The sequence below is a fragment of the Saccharothrix syringae genome (assembly GCF_009498035.1).
Taxonomy (GTDB): Bacteria; Actinomycetota; Actinomycetes; order Mycobacteriales; family Pseudonocardiaceae; genus Actinosynnema; species Actinosynnema syringae.
Window position 1 is genome coordinate 5,818,497 of record NZ_CP034550.1, and the last position, 20,309, is coordinate 5,838,805.

Genomic DNA, 20,309 nt, shown 5'->3' on the forward strand with positions numbered 1-20,309 from the left:
CCGCGACGGTATCGCCCATGACCGAGGTCGTCATCGCCGGCGCGGCGGCGCGGTGGTGGGGTCGACTTCGTGACCGACACGAAGATCGCCCTCGTCACCGGTGCCAACAAGGGCATCGGCTACCAGATCGCCGCGCAGCTCGTCGAGCTGGGCACGACCGTCCTGCTCGCCGCCCGCGACCGCGAGCGGCGCGAGAAGGCCGCCGCCGAGCTGGGCGCCCACCCGATCGCGCTCGACGTGACCGACCCCTCCTCCGCCACGGCCGCGGCGGAGGAGGTGGGCAGGCGGTTCGGCAGGTTGGACGTCCTGGTCAACAACGCCGGGATCGCCGGACCGTGGGAGCAGGGGCCGGGCACCGGGGCGGTGGACGTCGCGCGGGCGGTGTTCGAGACCAACGTCCTCGGCGTCATCGCCGTCACCGACGCGATGCTGCCGCTGCTGCTGCGCTCCCCCGCGCCGCGCGTCGTCAACGTCTCCAGCGGGGTCGCCTCGCTGACCGCGATGAGCGACCCGGGGCACCGGCTGGCCGCCCTGCCCGCCGGCCTGGCCTACCCGCCGTCCAAGACCGCGCTCAACGCCGTCACCGTGCAGTACGCCAAGGCGCTGCGCGAGCACGGCGTCCTGGTCAACGCCGCCGACCCCGGCTTCTGCGCCACCGACCTCAACGGCCACCGCGGGCACCGCACCGCCGCCCAGGGGGCCGCGGTCGCCGTCCGCCTGGCCACCCTCGGCCCCGACGGCCCGACCGGCGGGTTCCACGGCGAGGACGGGCCGCTGCCCTGGTGACTCCGTTCGCCCTGCCGGCGGTCGGGCGATCCTCCGAAGTGGACCGGAGGCGCCGCCCACCGGCCTCCGCACCACCGGCACCGGGCACGGGGGGGCGGCCGGCCGGTGGCAGTCGCCGGAGGGGGTCCCGGCGGTGGTCCTCGCCGGAACGGGACTTCCGACTCTGCGTTCGCCCCTCGGCCGGTGCCACTGTCGGAGGGACCGGGCACAAGCGGCGGAGGTGAGCCGGCATGGAGCGGGGCGGACGGGACCGGGGGACGATCGGCGCGGCGGTGGCACCGGCCCGCCGCGCGCCGTCGGCGCACAACGCGCGGCCTTGGCGGTGGCTGGTCGGCGACCGGGGCGTGCACCTGTGCGCCGACCCGCTGCCGCCGACGCCGCGCCGCCCGGTCGGCGAGGTCGTGGAGGGGTCGGCGGGCCCGTGAGGTTCCGCGGCGACCGGGTTCACGGTCGGCGACCGCGGCGGGTTCGGTGGTCGCCGGGGCCTTCGCCACCCCGGCGGCCACCACGACGGTGACCGGTTCGCCGACGCCGGGGACGAAGTCCTTGCCGCACGGGGACTTCGTGCCCTGGTGCGCGCGGTGCCCGGTGCCGACACTGACCGGGCACAGGAAGCGGGTGGACCATGACGATCGACGTGCAGCAACCGAGGACCTACGACCTGGTGGACAACACCGTGCGGGTGGCCGGTGTCGCCGGCGGGGCGTTCGAGGCCAACTTCAACTACCGCGTCCACGAGGGCCACGACGAGGTCGTCGGGTCCTTCCTGGCGGGCGACGGCGCCGGCGGGCACGGCCAGTTCCAGGTGGCCGTGGACGTGTCGGGCGCGGCGTTCGTGCGCGACCGGCTGTTCGTGGAGGTCTACCACGTCTCGCCCCGGGACGGCACCGAGCTGGACAAGGTGGTCGTGCCCGTCGTCTTCGGGCCGAAGATCGTCCCGGGCTACTACTCCTACCTGGAGCACGTGGTCGCGGCGGGCGAGACGCTGTGGGCGATCGCCACCCGCTACTACGGTTCGGGCAACCTCTACCACCGGCTGGTGGCGGCGAACCCCGGCACGATCAGCAACCCGAACGTCATCCACCCCGGTGACGTGATCAGGGTGCCGCAGGGCAGCTGACCTCCTGGGGCACGATCACCAGCGGGCACGGCGCGTGCAGGACCAGCGCCTGGCTGGTCGAGCCCCGCACCACCCCGGCCGACGGCGCGTGGCCGTGCGTGCCGACGACGAGCAGCCTGGCCCGTCGGGCGGCGCGCACCAGCGCCCACACCGGGCTGTCGCGCAGCACCACGCCGTCGACCTCCACGGCGGGGTGCTTGTCCCGCCACGGTGCCAGGCGCTCGGCCAGCAGGAGGCACTGCTCCTCCACCACGTCCGGCCAGTCGCGGGCCAGGCGGGGGCGGCCGCCGACCAGCAGGTCGGTGACGGCCATGACGGCCCGCAGCGGCGCGCCGAGCGCGTCGGCCTCGGCGAAGGCGTGCTCGACCGCCGCGTCGCCGGCGGCCGTGCCGTCGACGCCGACCACCACGGGCCCGTCGGGCACCTCCGGCCGCCGGTGGACGACGACGGGGCAGGTGGCGCGCGTGACGACCGCGGCGGCCACCGCGCCGGCCGACCGGTCGCGGGCCTCGTCCGGACCGCCGACCACGACCAGCCGCGCGTGGTGCGAACGGCGGACCAGCACGTGCGCCGGCCTGCCGCGGACCAGCTCGGCCACCCCGGTGCCGGCGGCGCGCTCCGCCTCGTCGAGCCAACCCCGGACGCGCTGGTCGGCCTCGTGGTCCCCGGCGGCGCGGGAGCGGACGTGCAGCAGCCGCAGCGGTGCGCGCAGGCGGTTCGCCTCCTCCGCCGCCCAGCGGACCGCGCGCAGCGCCCGCTCCGTGCCGTCCACGCCCACCACGACCGGTCCGTCCACGGCCCGCTCCTCCGCTCGGTTCCCACGACCCTAGGGGACGGGGGTGGTCGGGCGCGGTGGCCCTTGGTCCCTGGCCGGCAGGGACCAACGGCAGGTGTCGGGTCGACAGGGACTTTGGCCCCTCCCCCGACGGCACCGGGGGCGGAAGCGTGGGGGTGTCCCGGACCCACCGGCGGCACCGTCGCGGTGGGGCGGGCGCGGGAGGTGGACGGCGTGGACGCGGGCAAGGCGCGAAGACGGGTCGAGCCCACCGAGGCCGGTGGCGCGGGCACGGGTGGAGCGGAGCAGCACGTCGAAGCCGGCAGCGCGGCCGGCGCACGACGACCAGACGAGGTCAGCGGCACGGCAGGCACGCGGCAACCCGGCGAGGTCAACGGGACGCCCGGCGCCCGGCATCCAGGCGAGATCAGCAGCACGGCAGGCACCCGGCAACCCGGCGAGATCAGCGGCACGGCAGGCACCCGGCAACCCGGCGAGACCAGCGGCACGGCAGGCGCACGACAGCCCGCCGAAGCGGGCGGCGCCAACAAGGCGCGCAGGCGGGTGGAGCGCATCGAGGTCAGCGGCGCGGTGCAGGGCGTGGGGTTCCGGCCGCACGTGCACCGCCTGGCCGCCTCGCTGGGCATCGACGGCGACGTGCGCGACGTCGACGGCCACGTGGTGATCACCGCCGCGGGCCGGCCGCACGACCTGGCGGAGTTCCACCGGCTGGTGCGGGACCGGCCGCCGCCGGTGGCGCGGGTGGACCGGGTCGTGGTCAGCTCGCTGCCCGCCTCCGCCGCACCACCACCGGGTTTCCGCGAGGGCGGCCCGGCCGACGACGCCGGCGTGCGCTCGCTGCCACCGGACCTGGCGACCTGCCCGGCGTGCGTGGCCGACCTGTTCACCCCGACCGACCGGCACTACCGGTACCCGTTCACCACCTGCTCCCGGTGCGGGCCGCGGGCGACCATCGTCGAGGCGCTGCCCTACGACCGCGAGCGCACCACCATGCGCGGTTTCCGCATGTGTGCGGACTGCGCAGCGGAGTACGCCGACCCGGCCGACCGCCGCTTCCACGCCGAGCCCGTCGCGTGCCCCGCGTGCGGCCCGGTCCTGTGGTGGGGCGCGCTGGCCGGTGAGGACGCGTTGCGCGCCGCGGAGGCCGTGGTCGCCGGGGGCGGGCTGGTCGCGGTCAAGGGCGTCGGCGGCTACCAGTTGGTCTGCGACGCGGCCGACGAGGCCGCGGTGCTCCGGCTGCGGCGGGCCAAGGGGCGGCCCCGCGAGCCGTTCGCGGTCATGGCGCCCTCGCCGGCGGCGGTGCGGGAGCTGGCGACCGGTGTCGACGAGGCGGTGCTCGTCTCGCCGGCGGCGCCCGTCGCGCTGCTCCCCCGCCGTCCCGGTGCGCGGCTGGCGCCGTCGGTCGCGCCGGGCCTGGCCGAGGTCGGCCTGTGCCTGCCCCACAGCCCGCTGCACCACCTGCTGCTGGCCGACCTGGCCCGACCGCTGGTGGTCACCGGCGGCAACCGGTCCGGCGACCCCCTGGTCACCGACGACGGCGAAGCGCTCACCTCCCTGGGGCCGCTGGTCGACGGCGTGCTGGGCCACGACCGGCCCATCCGGTCGGGCTACGCCGACTCGGTGGTCCGCGGCCCGGCGCTGGTGCGCCGCGCCCGCGGCTACGCGCCCGAACCGCTGCCGCTGCCGGTGACCGCGCCCGAGCCGGTCCTCGCGCTGGGCGCGCGGCTGCGGCACACCGCGGCGGTGGCGGTCGGCGGGCTGGCCGTGGTGGGCCCGCAGAACGGTGACCTGTCCGACTGGCGCGGCCTCGCCGCGTTCGAGGCGAGCGCTCGGGCGTTGTGCCTGGTGCCGGACGTGCGGCCGGCGTACTGCGCGCACGACCCGGACCCCGGCTGCCCGTCGACCCGGCACGCGCTGGGCTGGCCGCCCGGCCGTCGGATCGCGGTCCAGCACCACCACGCGCACGTGGCGGCCACGGCCGCCGAGCACGGCGTGGCCGGCCCGTTCATCGGCGTGGCCTACGACGGGCTGGGGCAGGGCGACGACGGCACGCTGTGGGGCGGCGAGGTGCTGCTGGCCGACTACCTGGGCTACCGGCGCGTCGGCCGGATCGGCACCGCACCGCTGCCCGGTGGCGAGGTCGCGGTGCGCCGCCCCGCCCGGATGGCCCTGGGCTACCTGCTGGGCGCCGAGGACTTCGGGGCGCACCCGGTCGGCGACGACCTGCTGCGCCGGGTCGGGCCTGCCGAGGCGGAGCTGGCGCGGCGGATGATCGCCCGGGGCGTGGACTCGCCGGTGGCCTCCAGCGTGGGCAGGCTGTTCGACGCGGCGGCCGCGCTGCTGGGCGTGTGCGACGACAACACCTACGACGGCGAGGCCGCGGCGCTGCTGGAGGCGGCCGCGGCCGGGCTGCCCGCCGGCGAGCCACTGTCGTGGCGGCTGCACCACCGCGACGGCCTGTGGGTCTACGACCCGGTGCCGACGCTGCGCGACGCGGTGACCGCGGGCGAGCCGGTGGGCGCGGTGTCCGCGCGGTTCCACACCACCGTCGCGCACGCCACCCGCGCGCTGGTCGGGCGGGTGGCCGACGACGCGGGCGTGCGGGTGGTGTGCCTGGGCGGCGGGGTGTTCCGGAACAGCCGGTTGACCGGCGAGGTGGTGCGCGGCCTGGCCGAGGACGGGTTCGAGGTCCACGTCGGCGCGCGCGTGCCGGTCGACGACGGCGGCATCAGCTACGGGCAGGCCGCGGTCGCCGCGGCCCGGTTGGCGAAGGGGTGAACCTCGGATGTGCTTCGGTGTGCCGGGCCGGGTCGTCGCGGTGGAGGCGGGCGAGCCGCGCAGCGGGGTGGTCGACTTCGACGGGACGACCCGGCCGGTGTGCCTGGCCTACGCGCCGGGGGCCGGTGTGGGCGACTGCGTGATCGTGCACGTCGGGTTCGCCATCGGCGTGGTGGACGAGGCGGTCGAGGCGGTCGACGTGCCGGGGTCGGCGTGAGGCGGGGTGTCCCGGCCGGCCGCGGGCGTGTGGGCGCGCCCGCGGCCAGGGCGCGGAGGGCTCACCGGCGCCGATCGGCTCCTGCCGGTGAGCCCGGTGACGCACTCCCCATTGTGCGACCACTTCGGCCGACGTGTGCAAGGGGCCGGAACCGGACCGTCCACATCGGACTTGTTCACACTACTGCGGCGATGTTGCGGGCCGGTGTCATTGGCCCCCTGTGTCGACCGCCGACTCGCGAAAGACTTCGACCATGATCGCAATAAGCCACCCCGCAGCCGCGCTGGCCGTGGCGTGCACCGCGCTCATCGGCCCGGGTCAACCGCCGGTGAAGGTGCACGGCGTGCTGGCGAACGGCCAGGCGGGCTACGTGGAGCTGCACAACCCCTCCCAGGCCGAGGTCGACCTGTCCGGTTGGTCCCTGGCGTCGTGCTCCGGCTCGACCAAGACGGTGTTCCTGGTGTTCCCCTCGGGTTTCTCACTCCCGCCGGACGAGCACCTGCTGATCGCCGGGGCCGACTTCGCGGGCACCTCGGAGCGACGGGTCGTCGTGCCCGAGATCTCCGGCGAGGGCCAGGTCCTGCTCGACCGCCACGGCACCACGGTGGACCGCGTCGGGCTCAGCGCCACCTCCCCGTGCCGGGAGGCCGAGGCCGCGGAGCCGTGCGCGCCGGGGCTGCCGCTGGTCAGGGACGAGCGCAGCACCGACACCGACTACAACCGGCGGGACTTCACCTGCGCGGAGGCACCGGCTTGAGTTCCCGCGAGCGCGCAAGGTGCTGTGAACGCGAGAGGGCCCGCGAGAGACGGCCGGACGGCCGGGCGCGGCCGGCTGCCGCGCGGGTGCCGACCGCGCGGGTTCTGGCACCACCTCCAGCCGCCCCGGCCTTGGCCGCGTTGCCCCCGGCCACGCCACTTCCAGCGGCGCCACCCCCAACGGCGGCGGCCTCAGCCGCGCCAGCCTCAGCCGCGCCACCGCCAACGGCGCCGGCCTTGGCCGCGCTGCCCCCAGCCGCGCCACTTCCAGCGGCGCCACCCTCAGCCGCGCCACCCCCAGCCGCGCCGCACCGGCCGCTGCCCCCACCCCCGACCGCCGCCCCCGCGGCCCCCTGATTCCCATGGCCACCGAATCCCTGGAACCCGCGCGCACCGGCGAACCGGTGGTCGTGCTGGTCGAGCAGCTGGTCGGGCGCTGGGCCGTCGGCGACGCGGTCGGCGTGAGCAGGCTGTTCGCCGAGCCCGTGCAGTGGTGGACCACGCCCGTCCCCGGTGCGCCGTGGCCCGCGCACGTGCGCACGCGTCGCGAGGTCGAGGCGTTCTTCATCGCCTTCCGCGGCGCCCTGGAACCCGGCGGCATCACCAGCCAGGGCCTCGTGGTGGACCGCTCGGACGCCGTCCTGATGGGCCGACTGGACCTGCGGACACCCGCGGGCGGGTGCCCGGTCAACCAGCACTTCGCGCTCTCGATCGGCGTCCGGGACGGCCTGATCAGCGATTTCCACCTGTACCTGGACACCTTCGCCATCCGCCTGGCGCTGCCGCGCTGATTCACCGCCGGATGTTCCGCGGGTATCACCGTGACGCTTTCCCACGAGTCGGCGCGCCGGTGAAACAATGATCACGACGAACCCGCACGAGGAAGGTTTTGCGGTGCTTGCAGAGAACCGGGAATCGAGACCGGAACCGATCAGCGAGGTACTGCCCAGGCTCAGGCGCGGTCACGGCCTGACGCAGTGCGAACTGGCGGCGCGCCTGCTCGACGCGTCCGGAAATCCCAGCATCACCAGGGAAGAGGTGTCGCGCTGGGAGCGCGGCAAGCGCATACCCGGCCCCTACTGGCGGTCCTGGCTGTGCCTGGTGCTGGACGCCCCGCAGCACGAGCTGGAGCGGGCGGCGGCATTCGGCCGACGCCTCCGCCGAATGCGCCGGGAGGCCAGTTCACCATTTAACAGAAATACACCTCGCTAGTTGGCCCCTTTCTTCCGAAACCTTCGAGGAGCATTCTCGGAAGGGTCGAGGAATTCCCCCGGCCTCGACCGGAAGAAACACAACAGCTAGGAGAGGAAAGTCATGCGTCGATTTCTGAGCGGTGCCGCGGTGACCGCGGTGCTGGCCGGCGCCGCCGTGACGAGCGGTATCGCGTTCGCCTCCCCCGACACCGACGGCGTGCAGCCGATGGTCTCCTCGTCGCTGGTCATCAACGAGGTCGCCACGCGCGGCCCGAACGGTGAGCGCGACGAGTTCATCGAGATCCGCAACGTCAGCGGCCAGTCGATCAACCTGGAGAACTTCGTCGTGCGCCTGTACGGCGCGCAGAACCAGGAGGTCGGGTCGATCACCTTCCCGGCGGGCACCGAGCTGGCGCCCAAGGGCAACACGGGTGACCTGGCGGTGCTGGTCGGGCCCGAGTTCTCCGGTACGGTCCCCGCCGAGATCCTGACGGTGCCCTTCAACCTCGTCGGCACCGCGGGCATCCCGGACACCGGCGGCGTGGCGCTCTACACGCTGAACAACGTCAAGGTCGACGGCGTGGCGTTCTCCAGCGTCGTGACCCAGGCGCGCGAGGGCACGGCCGCGCGGCCGATGACCAACCTCCCGGTGATCGACCCGCTGACCTACATCGCCTCGGCACGTGACGTGCTCAGCACGGACACCGACAACAACCGGGCGGACTTCACCCTGCACATGGCCACCCCGGGTGAACTGAACTGACCCGTTCGGCACGCCGGTCCGCCGGTGCCCGCGAGGGCACCGGCGGACCGGGTCCCTCCCGCCGCCGGGGGGGAGGACCGGCCGCACCTCCAGCGGCCACCTCGGCCGGGCACCCGCCCCACGGGTGCCCGGCCCCCGGGCACCCGGGCCGGGCACCCGACCGAGGCCCCGGGTCTCCGGGCCTCGGGCCGGGCGCCCGGCCCGGACCTCGGGCCCGCGCACCTGGTCCGCGGACCGGACCCGCGGACCGGCTCCACCGGGCCTCGGGCGCCCGGCCCGGACCCCGGGTCCGCGCGCCGGACTCGCGCACCGGACTCGTGCGCCGGACTCGCGCACCGGACTCGTGCGCCGGACTCGCGCACCGGGCTCGTGCGCCGGGTCTACAGACCGGCTCCACCGGGCCCCGAGCCCAGGACCGGCCCCAGCGCCGACCTCGGCCCAGCCCCCGGAAACCCCCGGCACCGGGTTCGCGAACCAGACCCGCGGATCACCGCCGCGAACCGGGCTTCGCGAACCAGCCCCACCCACCGCCGCCGAACCACCACCCCGGCGGACCGCACCCGCGAACCGCGGCCGGTCCCGCCACCAGAGGTCCCGCACAGAGGGCCCCGACCGTCACCGGACGGCCGGGGCCCGTGCGCGTGCGTGGCGGCAAGTCGCCGGCGGCGACTTGCCGCCCTCTTCAACAGTTCCGCCACGCCGGGCGCGGCCCCATCCTCGGACTCCCCTGTACCGAGGAGGAGCCATGATGCGTCGTCACGGGTGTGCGCTCGGCGTAGCACTGCTCACCGCGGCCCTGATCCAGGGCAGCGCGCCACCGGGCGCCGCCGCCGGCCCCAATGCCTCCGGTCCGCCCGCCGAGGCGCACCGGATCACCCTGATCACCGGCGACGTCGCCTCCTACCAGCAGGACCCGGGCACGGTGCGGATCGACCCGGCGCCGCGCGAGGACGGCTCGCAGCCCTCGTTCGCCACCACGACCACCGCGCACGGTGTGTTCGCCTACCCGTCCGACGCGCTGCCGCTGATCGGCGCGGGCCGCCTGGACCCCGAGCTGTTCAACATCACCGCGCTGGTCGCCGACGGCAGGCAGGACGACGAGACCCCGACCATCCCGGTGATCGCCAAGCCGGACGGTCGGCCGATGGCGCTGGCCGTGCACACCCACCTGTCGGACGCGGTGGGCGTCCGGGTGCCCAAGCAGGACGCCCCGCGCTTCTGGGCCTCGCTCAAGGCCGACGAGCTGGGCCTGTCCTCGGTGCGACTGGACCGCAAGGTCAGGCCGCTGCTGGAGCGCAGCACGCGCCAGATCGGCGCGCCGACCGCCTGGGACCTCGGCCTGGACGGCAGCGGGGTCAAGGTGGCCGTGGTCGACACCGGCGTGGACGACACGCACCCCGACCTCGCCGGGAAGGTGGTCGCCGCGGCCGACTTCAGCGGTGAGGGCGACGCGGTCGACCGGCACGGTCACGGCACGCACGTCGCCTCGACCATCGCGGGCACCGGTCGCGCGTCCGACGGGCGCAACCGCGGCGTCGCACCGGGGGCGTCCCTGCTGTCGGCCAAGGTGTTCGACGGCTCCGGGCAGGGCGACGAGTCGGGTGTGATGGCCGGCATCGAGTGGGCCGTCGCCCAGGGCGCCGACGTGGTGAACCTGAGCATGGGCTCGGGCGTCACCGACGGCTCGGACCCGCTCAGCGAGCTGGTCGACTCGCTGTCGGCCTCCACCGGCACCCTCTTCGTGGTCGCGGCGGGCAACGACGGGCCGGGCGACCGCTCGATCAACTCCCCCGGCTCGGCCGCCTCGGCGCTGACCGTCGGCGCGGTCGACCGGGACGACTCGCTGGCGTGGTTCACCAGCCGCGGCCCCCGGCTGCGCGACGCCCTGGTCAAGCCCGAGATCGTGGCACCGGGCGTCGGCATCGTGGCCGCGCGGGCGGCGGGCACCGCCATGGGCGAGCCGGTCGACGACTACTACACCGCCGCGTCCGGCACGTCCATGGCCACGCCGCACGTGGCCGGTGCCGCCGCCCTGCTGGCGCAGCAGCACCCGGACTGGACCGGCGCGACCATCAAGGACGTGCTCGCCTCGACCGCCAAGGACGTCGGCCACAAGTGGTACGAGCAGGGCGCCGGGCGGCTGGACGTGGCCAGGGCCGTGACGCAGCGGACCACCGGCCCGGCCTCGGCGAGCTTCGGCAAGGTCGAGGGCGTCGCACCGGCGAAGCACGCCGTGACCTACACCAACACCGGTGACGCGCCGCTGACCGCGGGCCTCGCGCTCGGCGTGGCGTCCTGGGACGGTTCCGCGCCCGACCCGGGCACCATGGCGCTGGCCGGTTCCTCGCTGGCCCTGCCCGCCCGCTCGACCGCCGACATCACCGTGACGGTCGACCCGGACGAGGGCCCGTTCGGCGTGTACGGCGGCACCGTGGTCGCCACCACCCCGGACGGCGGCACCGTCCGCACGCCGGTGAGCACCTACAACGCGCCGCCGCTGTTCCCGGTGTCGGTGCGGGTCCTGGACACCTCCGGCACGCCCGCCAAGCAGGCCGTCGTGCAGCTGGTGGACGACCGCCTGGGCACGGAGAACCGCAACGACCCGTTCCTCGACCAGGTGGAGCACTGGGTGGACCTGGTGGACGGCGCGGGCCGGGTGTCGCTGCCCGCGAGCACCTACTCCGCGCTGGGCTGGACCTCCGAGAAGAGCCTGACCGCACGCCGGTGGCTGGGGCTGAGCGCCGCCGAGGTGCCGGTGTCCGGCGCCACCACCATCACCCTCGACGGCCGCGCGACCGTGCCCGTCTCGGCGCGTCCGGCCGGGCGCACCGACCAGCGCGACCGCACCGTGGCGCTGCGCCGCGTGCTGCCCGCGACCGGCGACCGGGAGGGCCTGGTCACCGAGGTCGGGCTGAGCGCGGGCGCGACGCCCTGGGAGGTCCGGCTGACCCCGGCCGCGGCGGCGGGGACCGGCGCGGTGTCGGTGCAGGACCACGGCATCCACGGCAGCGCCGCGGTGGACCTCAAGTCCGGGGCCACCACGCTCGACCCCGTCTACGACGTCCCCTCCATCACCACCTGGCCGGGTGAGCACCGGCTCGCCCTCGTACCCCAGGGCGCGGCCGACCAGCGGGGCCGGGCCGTGCTGGTGCGGCTGCCCGCGCCGACCGGCACGACCGACCCGGTGAGCGCGGCGAACCGGGCGGCGCTGGCCGCGGCGCAGACCGCCGCGCAGGCGGGCGCGGCGGCCGTGATCGCCTACGTCGACGTGCCAGGCGCGCTGCCGCTGGGCCCGCTGACCGGTGCGGCGCTCCCGCTGCTCTCGCTCGGCAACGCCCAGGGCGAGGCGCTGCGCGCGGCCGGCGGCGAGGTCTCGATCACCGTGCGGCCCGTGCCCGCGGCCATGTTCAACATCGACGCGGTCGACCGCGACGGCGTGCCCAAGGAGCACGTGCGCACGTACCGCCCGGAGGACCTGGTCGCCCAGCAGGCCACCTACCACGCCGACCAGCCCGGCCTGACCGGTCAGAAGACCTGGTACGCGTTCCCCGAGGGGCTGTGGAAGACGCAGTTCGCGCAAGCGGTGCGGGTGCCGCTGCCCGGCACCTGGACCGAGTACACCGGCCCCGGTGACGAGCAGGTGGTGTGGAAGCGCGTGGTCAGCGCCGCCGCGCCCGGCGGCGCGTCGCTGGCGATGAACCAGTTCAACGTCTACCGGCCGGGCGAGCGCACCCGACCGGACGAGCACTGGTTCCGCGCACCGCTGCGCGCCACCGCCACCGAGCTGAACGCCGACCACCCGGGGCGCTACCCGAGCGCGGCCGACCGGTGGAAGGTGCTGTGCTCGGCCTGCCGCGAGGGCGACCTGTTCACCCCGCCGCTGCAGTGGGTCGACGGCGCGCACTTCGTCAGCCCGCACGAGAACGGGAAGTACTCCGCCATCACCACCGCCCGGCTCTTCCGCGACGACCGGGAGATCAAGCCGGTGGACGACCCGCTCGCGCAGTTCCCCCGCTTCCCCCTGGCGGCGGAGAGCGCGACCTACCGGCTGGAGGTGACCGACGCGATGGTCGGCCCGGGCAAGTCCGCCGCGCCGAGCACGCTGCTGTTCGCGCACGCCCAGCGCACCCAGACCACCTGGACGTTCACCTCCGCCCGGTCGACCGCGGCGCCGCCGGCCGGCTACTCCTGCCAGGGCGGGAGCAGCTGCTCGTTCCAGCCGCTCATCCTGCTCGACCACCGGCTGCCGCTCACCGCGGACAACGTGCTGGTGGGCAGGAGCTTCGAGGTGGCGGCAGCCTCGCACACCGGCGCCCGCGGCGGTGGCGCGGTGGTGTGGCTGCACGTCTACGCCTCCACCGACGGCACGACGTGGACGGAGCTGGCCGCGCAGCCGAGCGGGACCGGGGTGTGGACGGTGACCGCGCCGTCGGTGTCCGGTGACGTGTGGCTGCGCACCGAGGCCCGCGACGTGCGGGGCAACACCGTGCGGCAGACGGTGGAGCGCGCCTACCGCAGTCCGTGACCGCACCGGCCGGGGACGGGCCGCCGTCCGGCAGGCGCGGACGGCGGCCCGGTTACCGGTGGGTGGAGCCGAGCGGGTGGGTGTGATCCGGCGGGGGCGGTGCTGTCAGGGCAGGCCGTCACCCTGGTAGGGGATGCGCACCCACCCCTTGGCCGCGGCGCGCAGGCCCGCCTGGAAGCGGGTCTGCGCGCCGAGCGCGGCCATCAGGTCGCGCAGCCTGCGCTGGAACGTCCGGTAGCTCAGCCCGAGCTGCTTGGCGATGCTGCGGTCGGGCATCCCGGTGGTGAGCAGCGCCAGCAGGCGGGCGTCCTGTGTGGACAGACCACTGTGGTTGTGCAGCGCCAGCGGCAGCGCCTGGTGCCACAGGCTCTCGAACAGCGCGGCCAGCGCGTCCAGCAGCGTGCACGGGCGCACCACCAGCGCGGTGCGCAGGTCGGCCGCCGCCGAGTCCAGCGGGATCAGCCCGATCTGGCCGTCCACGAGGATCATCTTCAGCGGCGCCTCGGCCACCACCCGGGCCTGCTCGCCGAGCGCGAGCCCCGGTTCCAGGTCGTCCTCCAACCCGTGCAGCTCCAGCGCCGCGCGGTCGTAGACGCCGCGGAACCGCACGCCGCGGACCAGCAGCTCGCGCTCCACCGGGTGCAGCACGGTCGGCGGTTCGGCGTAGGGCGGCTTGTCGACGAACCGCACCTCGCGCCGCGCCGACCGCATCAGCTGCCCGGCCCGGCGCGCGATGGCCTGCTCGCCGCTGACCACCTCCAGCAGCTCGGCCGGGTCGGTGCCGCGCACGCTGCGGCGGTGCCGCTCCTGCAGCTCCGCCCGCAGCAGGCGGAACTCCTCCAGCTCCCGCTCCTTGCGCACCAGCAGGCCGCCGAAGGCCACCTCCGGCGCCACCGCGCTGAACCGGGCGGGCCTGCCCGGTGCCCGCGACACCAGCTCCAGGTCCACCAGCCTGCGCAGCACCGCGCCCAGGCGCCGGGCGTCCAGGCCGAGCCGGGCGGCCAGCTCCGCCGCGGTGCCCGGGTCGTCCAGCAGCGCCCGGTAGACGTCGAGGTCCAGCGGGCCGAGGTCGGATTCAGGCATATCGGCCCCGAACCGTGAACGGCAGCTTGGGTTGTGTTAACCGGATTCGCGTCATAGGCGCCCCATGTTGGCAGATGGCGGTTGTTTCGCGGCAGGGGCGGGCGAGTATCCGAAGACGTGTCGACGACCAGGGACGAGTTGGTGAACGCGGCCGCGCACGTGTTCGCGCGGGACGGGTACGCCCGGGCCACGGTGGACCGGGTGTGCGACCTGGCGGGTGTCACCAAAGGGGCGCTGTACGGGCATTTCACGTCGAAAGCGGAACTCGCGGTCGCGGTGGTGGAGCAGGACGCGGTGGAACTGGAACGCGCCCGGGAGCGCCTCCAGTGGCGGCACGCCGACCCGCTCCAGGTGCTGGTCGACCTCGGCCACCTGGTGCACGGTGGCGACCGGGTGGCGGGCCGGCTGGTGTACCGGGCGCCGGTGTGCGACGAGGTGGCGGGCGAGCTGGTCGCCTGGTGGACGCGCACGGCCCGCGACCTGCTGCTGAGCGCGTCCTACCGGGGCCAGCTGCACGCCGGGGTGGACCTGGACCGGGCCGCGCGCGGCGTGGTGACCTCCCTGGTGGGCACGCAGCTGATGGCGCAGGCCACCGGTTCCGGCGCGGAGGAGCGGGTCGCGGCCGTGTGGCGCGACTGGCTGCCGCGGGTGGCGCCGGCGGAGACCGTGCGGCGGCTGCGGCTGACCGCGCCCCGGCCGGACCGCCGCTGAGCCGCGCGTCTCGGTTGGCGTAACGGTGCAGGTGCACGTGCGCCGCGTTTGTGGTGGTAGGAGCCCTCTTGCGGTTGACGCGCTCCCCCAGTCTCGTTACGTTCAGTGGTGGAGGTGCGTACTGTGAGTGGCGACGGCAAAGGGCACTCCACCCGCGACCGGCTCGTCGAGGCGGCCATCGAGCTGTTCGACCGCGACGGGTACGACGCCACCTCCCTGGAGTCGGTCTGCCGGCGCGTCTCGGTCACCAAGGGCGCGCTCTACCGGCACTTCCCGTCGAAGCAGGCGCTGGCCGTGGCCGTGGCCGAGGAGTACTTCCGCTACTGGCACGAGGTGCGGGCGCGGGTCGAGGCGTCGGGCGCGGGACCGCTGGCCGCGCTGATCGAGGTGACCTGCCGGATGTGCGCCCTGGCCGACCGGGCGCCCGCGGTGCGGGTCGGGGTGCGGCTGCTGTTCACCAGCGAGCTGTTCGACCTGCTGGCGGGCGTGCACCTGGGCGGGCTGGTGGTGGTGGTGCGCGACCTGCTGGCGCGGGCCGTCGCGGCCGGCGAGGTGCGGCCGGGGACGCGGGTGCGCGAGGAGGCCGACGCCATCACCGCCGCGCTCGCCGGCGCGCAGGCCCTCGGCGCGGTCGGCGCCGGCGGGGGCAGCCCGCTGGACCGGATGACCGCCGAGTGGCGCCACCGCCTGGGCGACCTGGTGCCGCCCGAGCACCGGGGCTCCGCGCACGCCGCCCTGCTGCCGCGCCAGGTCGGGCGGTCGCCGGGGGCGCCGACCAGGCGGTGGCTGGTGGACGTGACCATCGACGAGCAGGACCGGGGCACGACGGCGCGGGCCCGGCTGCGCACCGGGGACGACGAGCACCTGGTCGGCACCGGGTCGGCACCCGGCGAGGACGTGGCGCCGGGTGCGCCCGGCGAGCTGGCCGCGGCCCGTGCGCTGTCCGACCTCGCGCGGCAACTGCTCGACACCGCTTCGAGCACGCACCTGCGCGACTGAGCGGACCCCTTCACTCGGACCCGTTATTCACAAATCCGCCCCTCCCCTCTTTCGTTACCGCGTGTGAATTCGGGGTTTCGTCCGCGTGCGTATTCGTGGATATTTGCGGTGACCAGGAATGGGGCCGGAGTTTGTAGTCTGGGAGCACGGAACCCCAGCCATTTTCCACCACTCCCCCGCGGGCCGGCGTTGTTCCGCGAAATCCCCAGTGAGGACCTCCATTCATGCTGCTCTCGAAGACAGCCCGCGCGGTCGCCGCCTGCGCCGTGCTCGGGCTGGTCGCCGCGGTACCCGCCCCCGGCGCCGCGGCCGCCCCGGCGGGCACCGCCGCGGTCGACCCCGCCGTGCTGGCGCGGACCGAGCTGTCCGGGACCTCGACCTTCTTCGTCCGCCTCAAGTCCGGCGCGGACCTCCACGCCGGACTCGACGCCACCGACCGCACCGAGCGCGTGCGCCGCGTGTACGAGGCGAAGCGCGCGCACGCCGAGCACTCCCAGGCGGCCCTGCGCGAGGTGCTGACCGCGCGCAAGGCGCCCTTCACCCCCTACTGGATCACCAACGCCATCCGGGTGACCGGCGACAAGCGGCTGCTGCTCGACCTGGCCGCGCACCCGGACGTGGCCGAGGTCCTGCCCGACCGCGAGTACCACCTGGCCACCCCCGTGCACCGGGAGGACGGCCCGCGAACGCAGGCCGTCGAGTGGAACGTCGAGCGGGTGCGGGCCCCGGAGGTCTGGCAGACCTACAACACCCGCGGCGAGGGGATCGTCGTCGGCACCATCGACACCGGCGCGCAGTTCGACCACCCCGCGATCGCCCGCCAGTACCGCGGCGCCCGGGTCGGCGCGCCCGACCACGACTACAACTGGTTCGACCCGTCGCACGTGTGCGGCAACCCGTCCGGCGCGCCGTGCGACAACGTCGGCCACGGCACGCACGTCCTGGGCACGGTCCTCGGCGACGACGGCGGTGACAACAAGACCGGTGTCGCGCCGGGCGCGCGGTGGATCGCCGCCAAGGGCTGCGAGACCGACAGCTGCTCCACCTCCGCGCTGCTGGCCTCCGGCCAGTGGATGGTCGCGCCGACCGACGCCGCCGGGCACAACCCGCGCCCGGACCTGGCGCCCGACGTGGTGAACAACTCCTGGGGCGGCAGCCCGAACGACCCGTTCTACCGCGACATCGTGTCGACCTGGGTGGCGGCGGGCATCTTCCCGGTGTTCTCCGCGGGCAACAACGGCAGCGCGGGCTGTGGCACGGTCGGCTCGCCCGGCGACTACCCGGCCTCCTACGCCGTGGGCGCGTCCACAGCGGACAACGGCATCGCCTGGTACTCCAGCCGCGGGCCGAGCGCGGTCGACGGCGGCGCCAAGCCGGACATCGTGGCACCCGGCGACGACGTGCGCTCCAGCGTGCCGGGCGGTTACGCCTCCTACAGCGGCACCTCGATGGCGGCGCCGCACGTGACCGGCGCGATCGCGCTGGTGTGGTCGGCCTCGCCGCACACCCGCCGCCAGGTGGCGCAGACGCGGGAGCTGCTGGACGGCTCGGCGGTCGCCACCGCCGACGGCACCTGCGGCGGCACCGGTTCCGACAACAACGTGTGGGGCCGCGGCAGGCTGGACGCGTTCGCGGCCGTCACCCGCGCACCGCGCGGACCGGTCGGCCACGCCGCCGGCACCGTCCGCTCGGGCGGCCTGCCGCTGGCCGACGTGGAGGTCCGGGTCGACGACGGCGCGGTCCGCACCACCAGGACCGCCGCCGACGGCACCTACGCGCTGCCCAACCTGCCGGTCGGCGAGCACACCGTCACCGCGGGCGCGTTCGGCTACCTCACCGTCTCCGCCCGCGTCACCATCACCGAGGACACCACCGCCACCGCGGACTTCGACCTGGCCGCCGCGCCGCGCCACACCGTCTCCGGGCAGGTGCGCGACGCCGGCGGCGCACCGGTCGCCGACAGCGAGGTCACCGCGGTGGACGCGCCGCTGCCGCCGGTGCGCACCGACGCCGAGGGCCGCTACCGGGTCGCCGACGTGCCGACCGGGCAGTACGACCTGACCGCGGCGGGCGGGCGGTGCCTGCTGCCGCAGCGGCTGCGCGTCGAGGTCGACGGCGACGAGCGGGTCGACTTCACCCTGCCGGTCAAGGGCGACGCCCACGGCCACGTGTGCGCCACCGGCGCCTCCTCGTGGACCGACACGGGCACCACGCTGCAACTCCAGGGCGACGACGCGTCGACGCCCGTCGACCTGCCGTTCCCGGTGAACCTGTACGACCAGTCCTACCGCCGGGTCAACGTGAGCACCAACGGCTTCCTCAGCTTCACCACGACCTCGCCCGTCTACCTCAACACGCCGCTGCCCGCCACCGGCGAGCCCAACGCGGCCGTCTACGCGCTGTGGGACGACCTGGTCGTGGACGGCGGCGCGTCGGTGCGCACCGCGACCACCGGCGAACCCGGGCGGCGGGAGTTCGTCGTCGAGTGGCGCGACGTGCGGTTCGTCGGCGCACCCGAAACCGTCCGGGTCAGCTTCCAGGTGGTGCTGCGCGAGCACGGCCCGATCTCGCTGCGCTACCGAGGCATCGGCGACCAGCCGGTGGAGGCGGGCGCCTCGGCGACCGTCGGCGTGGAGGACGAGACCGGCACCGACGCCCTGGAGTACGCCCACGGGCAGCCGGTCCTGCGCGACGACGTGGAGATCACCTTCAGCGTGCCCGGCACCGGCCTGGTCCGCGGCCGGGTGCTCGACGCCGGCGACCGCGGCCCGGTCGCGGACGCCGAGGTCACCGCGGTGCGGGAGGGGCGTCCCGACCTGGTCGTCCGCACCGACCGGGACGGCTACTACCAGCTGCGCGCCCGGGTCGGCGACGTGCGGCTCAGCGCCGCGCGGGAGCACTACGAGACCGCCGGGGCCGACGTGCGGCTGTCCGAACCGGACCGCGTGGTCGAGCGGGACTTCGAGCTGCGCACGGCCGCGTTGCAGGCCGAGCCCGCGACGCTGGACCTCGTGGTGCCGCAGGGCGAGAGCAGGCGGCGCACCGTGCGACTGGGCAACACCGGCAGCGCCGAGGCGACGTGGGAGGTCCGGGAGGCGGGCGGCGAGGCCACCCGGCAGGCCGCCTCGGTGCGGCAGGTCGCCGACCCCTCCGCCCGGACGAGCGCCGGGGTCGTCACGGACCGGCCCGACGTCGGCACCGCGACCGCGGGCCGGGTGATCCGGTCGTGGCCGACCACCGGCGTCGGGCTCGGCTGGGGCGTGGCCGCCCGCGACGGCGCCTGGATCTCCGACGGGTCGGGGCGCGCCAACCGGTACTTCACCGGTCAGGGCGTCCCGGGCGTGACGTGGTCCGCGCCGTGGGCCGACTGGCCCGCCGACGCGGCGCACGTGCCGGGGCGCGACCTGGTGTGCCAGGTCGCCGTCGGCGGTGACAACGGCATCCACTGCTGGAACCCGGCCACGGGCGAGGACGTCGAGCGCATCGCCGGCCCGCTGCCGTGGACGGCGACCTCGCAGCGCGGGCTGGCCTACCGCCCCGACGACGACACGTTCTACGTCGGCGGCTGGAACGAGGGCGTGATCTACCACGTCAAGGGCCTGTCCCACCCCGACCGCGGCGCGGTGGTCGGCCGCTGCTCCCCCGCCGACCGGGGGATCTCGGGCCTGGCCTGGAACAGCGCGTTCACGATGCTCTGGGTGGCCACCAACACCCAGACCGACACCATCTACGGCATCGACCCCGACACCTGCCAGACCCTGCGGACCATCGCGCCGCCCGACCAGGTCCCGTTCACCGGGGCCGGGCTGGACACCGACCCGTTCGGCAACCTGTGGGCGGTGTCCCAGGGCAGCCCGTCGACCGCGTACCTGGTCGAGAGCGACGCGCCGGACTTCACCGACGTGCCGTGGCTGCGGGCCGAGCCGGGCTCGGGGCGGATCGGCGTCGGCGGGGCGCAGGACGTGGAGGTGCGGGTCGACACCACCGGCCTGGCACCGGGCCAGTACGGCGCGACCCTGGTGTTCACCAGCAACAGCGGCCGGGAACCGGTGCGGGCGGTCCGGGTGCGGCTGGTCGTCCCCGGCTACCAGGCGGGGGTCAACGCGGGCGGCACGGCCCGCGTCGACGCCCTCGGCGACACCTGGCAGGCCGACCGGGCCTACACCGCCGGCGGCTTCGGGTACCTGGACAACCGGCGTTCCCGGGTGGTCCGCACGGCCATGCCCATCTCGGGCACCGACGAGCAACAGCTCTACCGCGACCAACGCGAGAACGCCTACGAGTACCGCTTCGACAACGTCCCCAACGGCTGGTACGCGGTGGACTTGGAGTTCGCCGAACTGCGCCGGACCCGACCCGACACCAGGGTCTTCGACGTACTGGCCGAGGACCGGGTGGTACTGCCCGCGGTGGACGTCGCCCTGGCCGCCGGCAGCTTCACCGCCCTGCACCGGACGGTATACGCGGAAGTGACCGACGGACAGCTCAACCTGCGACTGGCCAGACGGGTCGGCGACCCGATCGTCAACGCGATCCGGGTGACACACCGCCCCGACCACGTCGGCTGAGGGCGCGTCGGGCG

15 protein-coding genes are annotated in these 20,309 nt (G+C 75.3%); 13 read left to right on the plus strand and 2 right to left on the minus strand.

Going from position 1 to position 20,309, the window contains the following annotated elements; translation table 11 throughout:
- Positions 1-69 precede the first annotated feature (69 nt).
- From EKG83_RS25050 to EKG83_RS25060, 3 genes are all read left to right on the plus strand, one after another.
- Positions 70-786 (plus strand): SDR family oxidoreductase, encoded by a 717-nt coding sequence (locus EKG83_RS25050; RefSeq protein WP_033434237.1) that lies wholly within the window; start codon positions 70-72, stop codon positions 784-786.
- A 230-nt stretch (positions 787-1,016) separates the two neighbouring features.
- On the plus strand, positions 1,017-1,211 hold the full coding sequence (locus EKG83_RS25055; RefSeq protein WP_033434238.1) for a hypothetical protein: 195 nt from the start codon (positions 1,017-1,019) through the stop codon (positions 1,209-1,211).
- A 200-nt stretch (positions 1,212-1,411) separates the two neighbouring features.
- On the plus strand, positions 1,412-1,906 hold the full coding sequence (locus EKG83_RS25060; RefSeq protein ID WP_033434239.1) for a Gmad2 immunoglobulin-like domain-containing protein: 495 nt from the start codon (positions 1,412-1,414) through the stop codon (positions 1,904-1,906).
- On the opposite strand, the gene EKG83_RS25065 is transcribed toward EKG83_RS25060, so the two are convergent.
- Positions 1,884-2,702, minus strand: coding sequence for a universal stress protein (locus tag EKG83_RS25065; protein ID WP_033434240.1), 819 nt, complete (start codon positions 2,700-2,702; stop codon positions 1,884-1,886). The genes EKG83_RS25060 and EKG83_RS25065 overlap by 23 nt on opposite strands.
- 543 nt (positions 2,703-3,245) lie before the next feature.
- On the opposite strand from EKG83_RS25065, the gene hypF reads away from it, so the two are divergent.
- The 7 genes from hypF (at position 3,246) to EKG83_RS25100 (ending at position 12,934) form a co-directional block, all read left to right on the plus strand.
- Positions 3,246-5,480 carry a carbamoyltransferase HypF gene (hypF, locus tag EKG83_RS25070; RefSeq protein WP_033434320.1) on the plus strand — a complete coding sequence of 745 codons (2,235 nt, stop codon included), beginning with the start codon at positions 3,246-3,248 and terminating at the stop codon, positions 5,478-5,480.
- 7 nt (positions 5,481-5,487) lie between these two features.
- Positions 5,488-5,697 carry a HypC/HybG/HupF family hydrogenase formation chaperone gene (locus EKG83_RS25075; protein WP_033434241.1) on the plus strand — a complete coding sequence of 70 codons (210 nt, stop codon included), beginning with the start codon at positions 5,488-5,490 and terminating at the stop codon, positions 5,695-5,697.
- Positions 5,698-5,950: 253 nt separating this feature from the next.
- Complete coding sequence (locus EKG83_RS25080) at positions 5,951-6,454, plus strand: lamin tail domain-containing protein (RefSeq protein WP_033434242.1); 504 nt, start codon at positions 5,951-5,953, stop codon at positions 6,452-6,454.
- 361 nt (positions 6,455-6,815) lie between these two features.
- On the plus strand, positions 6,816-7,244 hold the full coding sequence (locus EKG83_RS25085) for a nuclear transport factor 2 family protein (RefSeq protein WP_033434243.1): 429 nt from the start codon (positions 6,816-6,818) through the stop codon (positions 7,242-7,244).
- Positions 7,245-7,311: 67 nt separating this feature from the next.
- Positions 7,312-7,665, plus strand: a complete 354-nt coding sequence (locus EKG83_RS25090; RefSeq protein ID WP_084716968.1) for a helix-turn-helix transcriptional regulator — start codon at positions 7,312-7,314, stop codon at positions 7,663-7,665.
- Positions 7,666-7,767: 102 nt separating this feature from the next.
- Positions 7,768-8,409, plus strand: a complete 642-nt coding sequence (locus tag EKG83_RS25095; RefSeq protein ID WP_033434244.1) for a lamin tail domain-containing protein — start codon at positions 7,768-7,770, stop codon at positions 8,407-8,409.
- 745 nt (positions 8,410-9,154) lie between these two features.
- Positions 9,155-12,934, plus strand: a complete 3,780-nt coding sequence (locus EKG83_RS25100) for a S8 family peptidase (RefSeq protein WP_228122191.1) — start codon at positions 9,155-9,157, stop codon at positions 12,932-12,934.
- A gap of 105 nt (positions 12,935-13,039) precedes the next feature.
- On the opposite strand, the gene EKG83_RS49125 is transcribed toward EKG83_RS25100, so the two are convergent.
- Positions 13,040-14,017 carry a helix-turn-helix transcriptional regulator gene (locus EKG83_RS49125; RefSeq protein WP_033434245.1) on the minus strand — a complete coding sequence of 326 codons (978 nt, stop codon included), beginning with the start codon at positions 14,015-14,017 and terminating at the stop codon, positions 13,040-13,042.
- Between the two features lie 117 nt (positions 14,018-14,134).
- Between EKG83_RS49125 and EKG83_RS25110 the strand changes: the two genes are divergently transcribed.
- From EKG83_RS25110 to EKG83_RS25120, 3 genes are all read left to right on the plus strand, one after another.
- Positions 14,135-14,728: a TetR/AcrR family transcriptional regulator gene (locus tag EKG83_RS25110; protein WP_051766680.1), complete on the plus strand. Its 594-nt coding sequence runs from the start codon at positions 14,135-14,137 to the stop codon at positions 14,726-14,728.
- A 114-nt stretch (positions 14,729-14,842) separates the two neighbouring features.
- Positions 14,843-15,727, plus strand: coding sequence for a TetR family transcriptional regulator (locus EKG83_RS25115; RefSeq protein WP_170191931.1), 885 nt, complete (start codon positions 14,843-14,845; stop codon positions 15,725-15,727).
- A gap of 224 nt (positions 15,728-15,951) precedes the next feature.
- A complete protein-coding gene (locus EKG83_RS25120; protein WP_153278364.1) occupies positions 15,952-20,295 on the plus strand; it encodes a S8 family serine peptidase in 4,344 nt (1,447 codons plus the stop codon).
- Positions 20,296-20,309 lie beyond the last annotated feature (14 nt).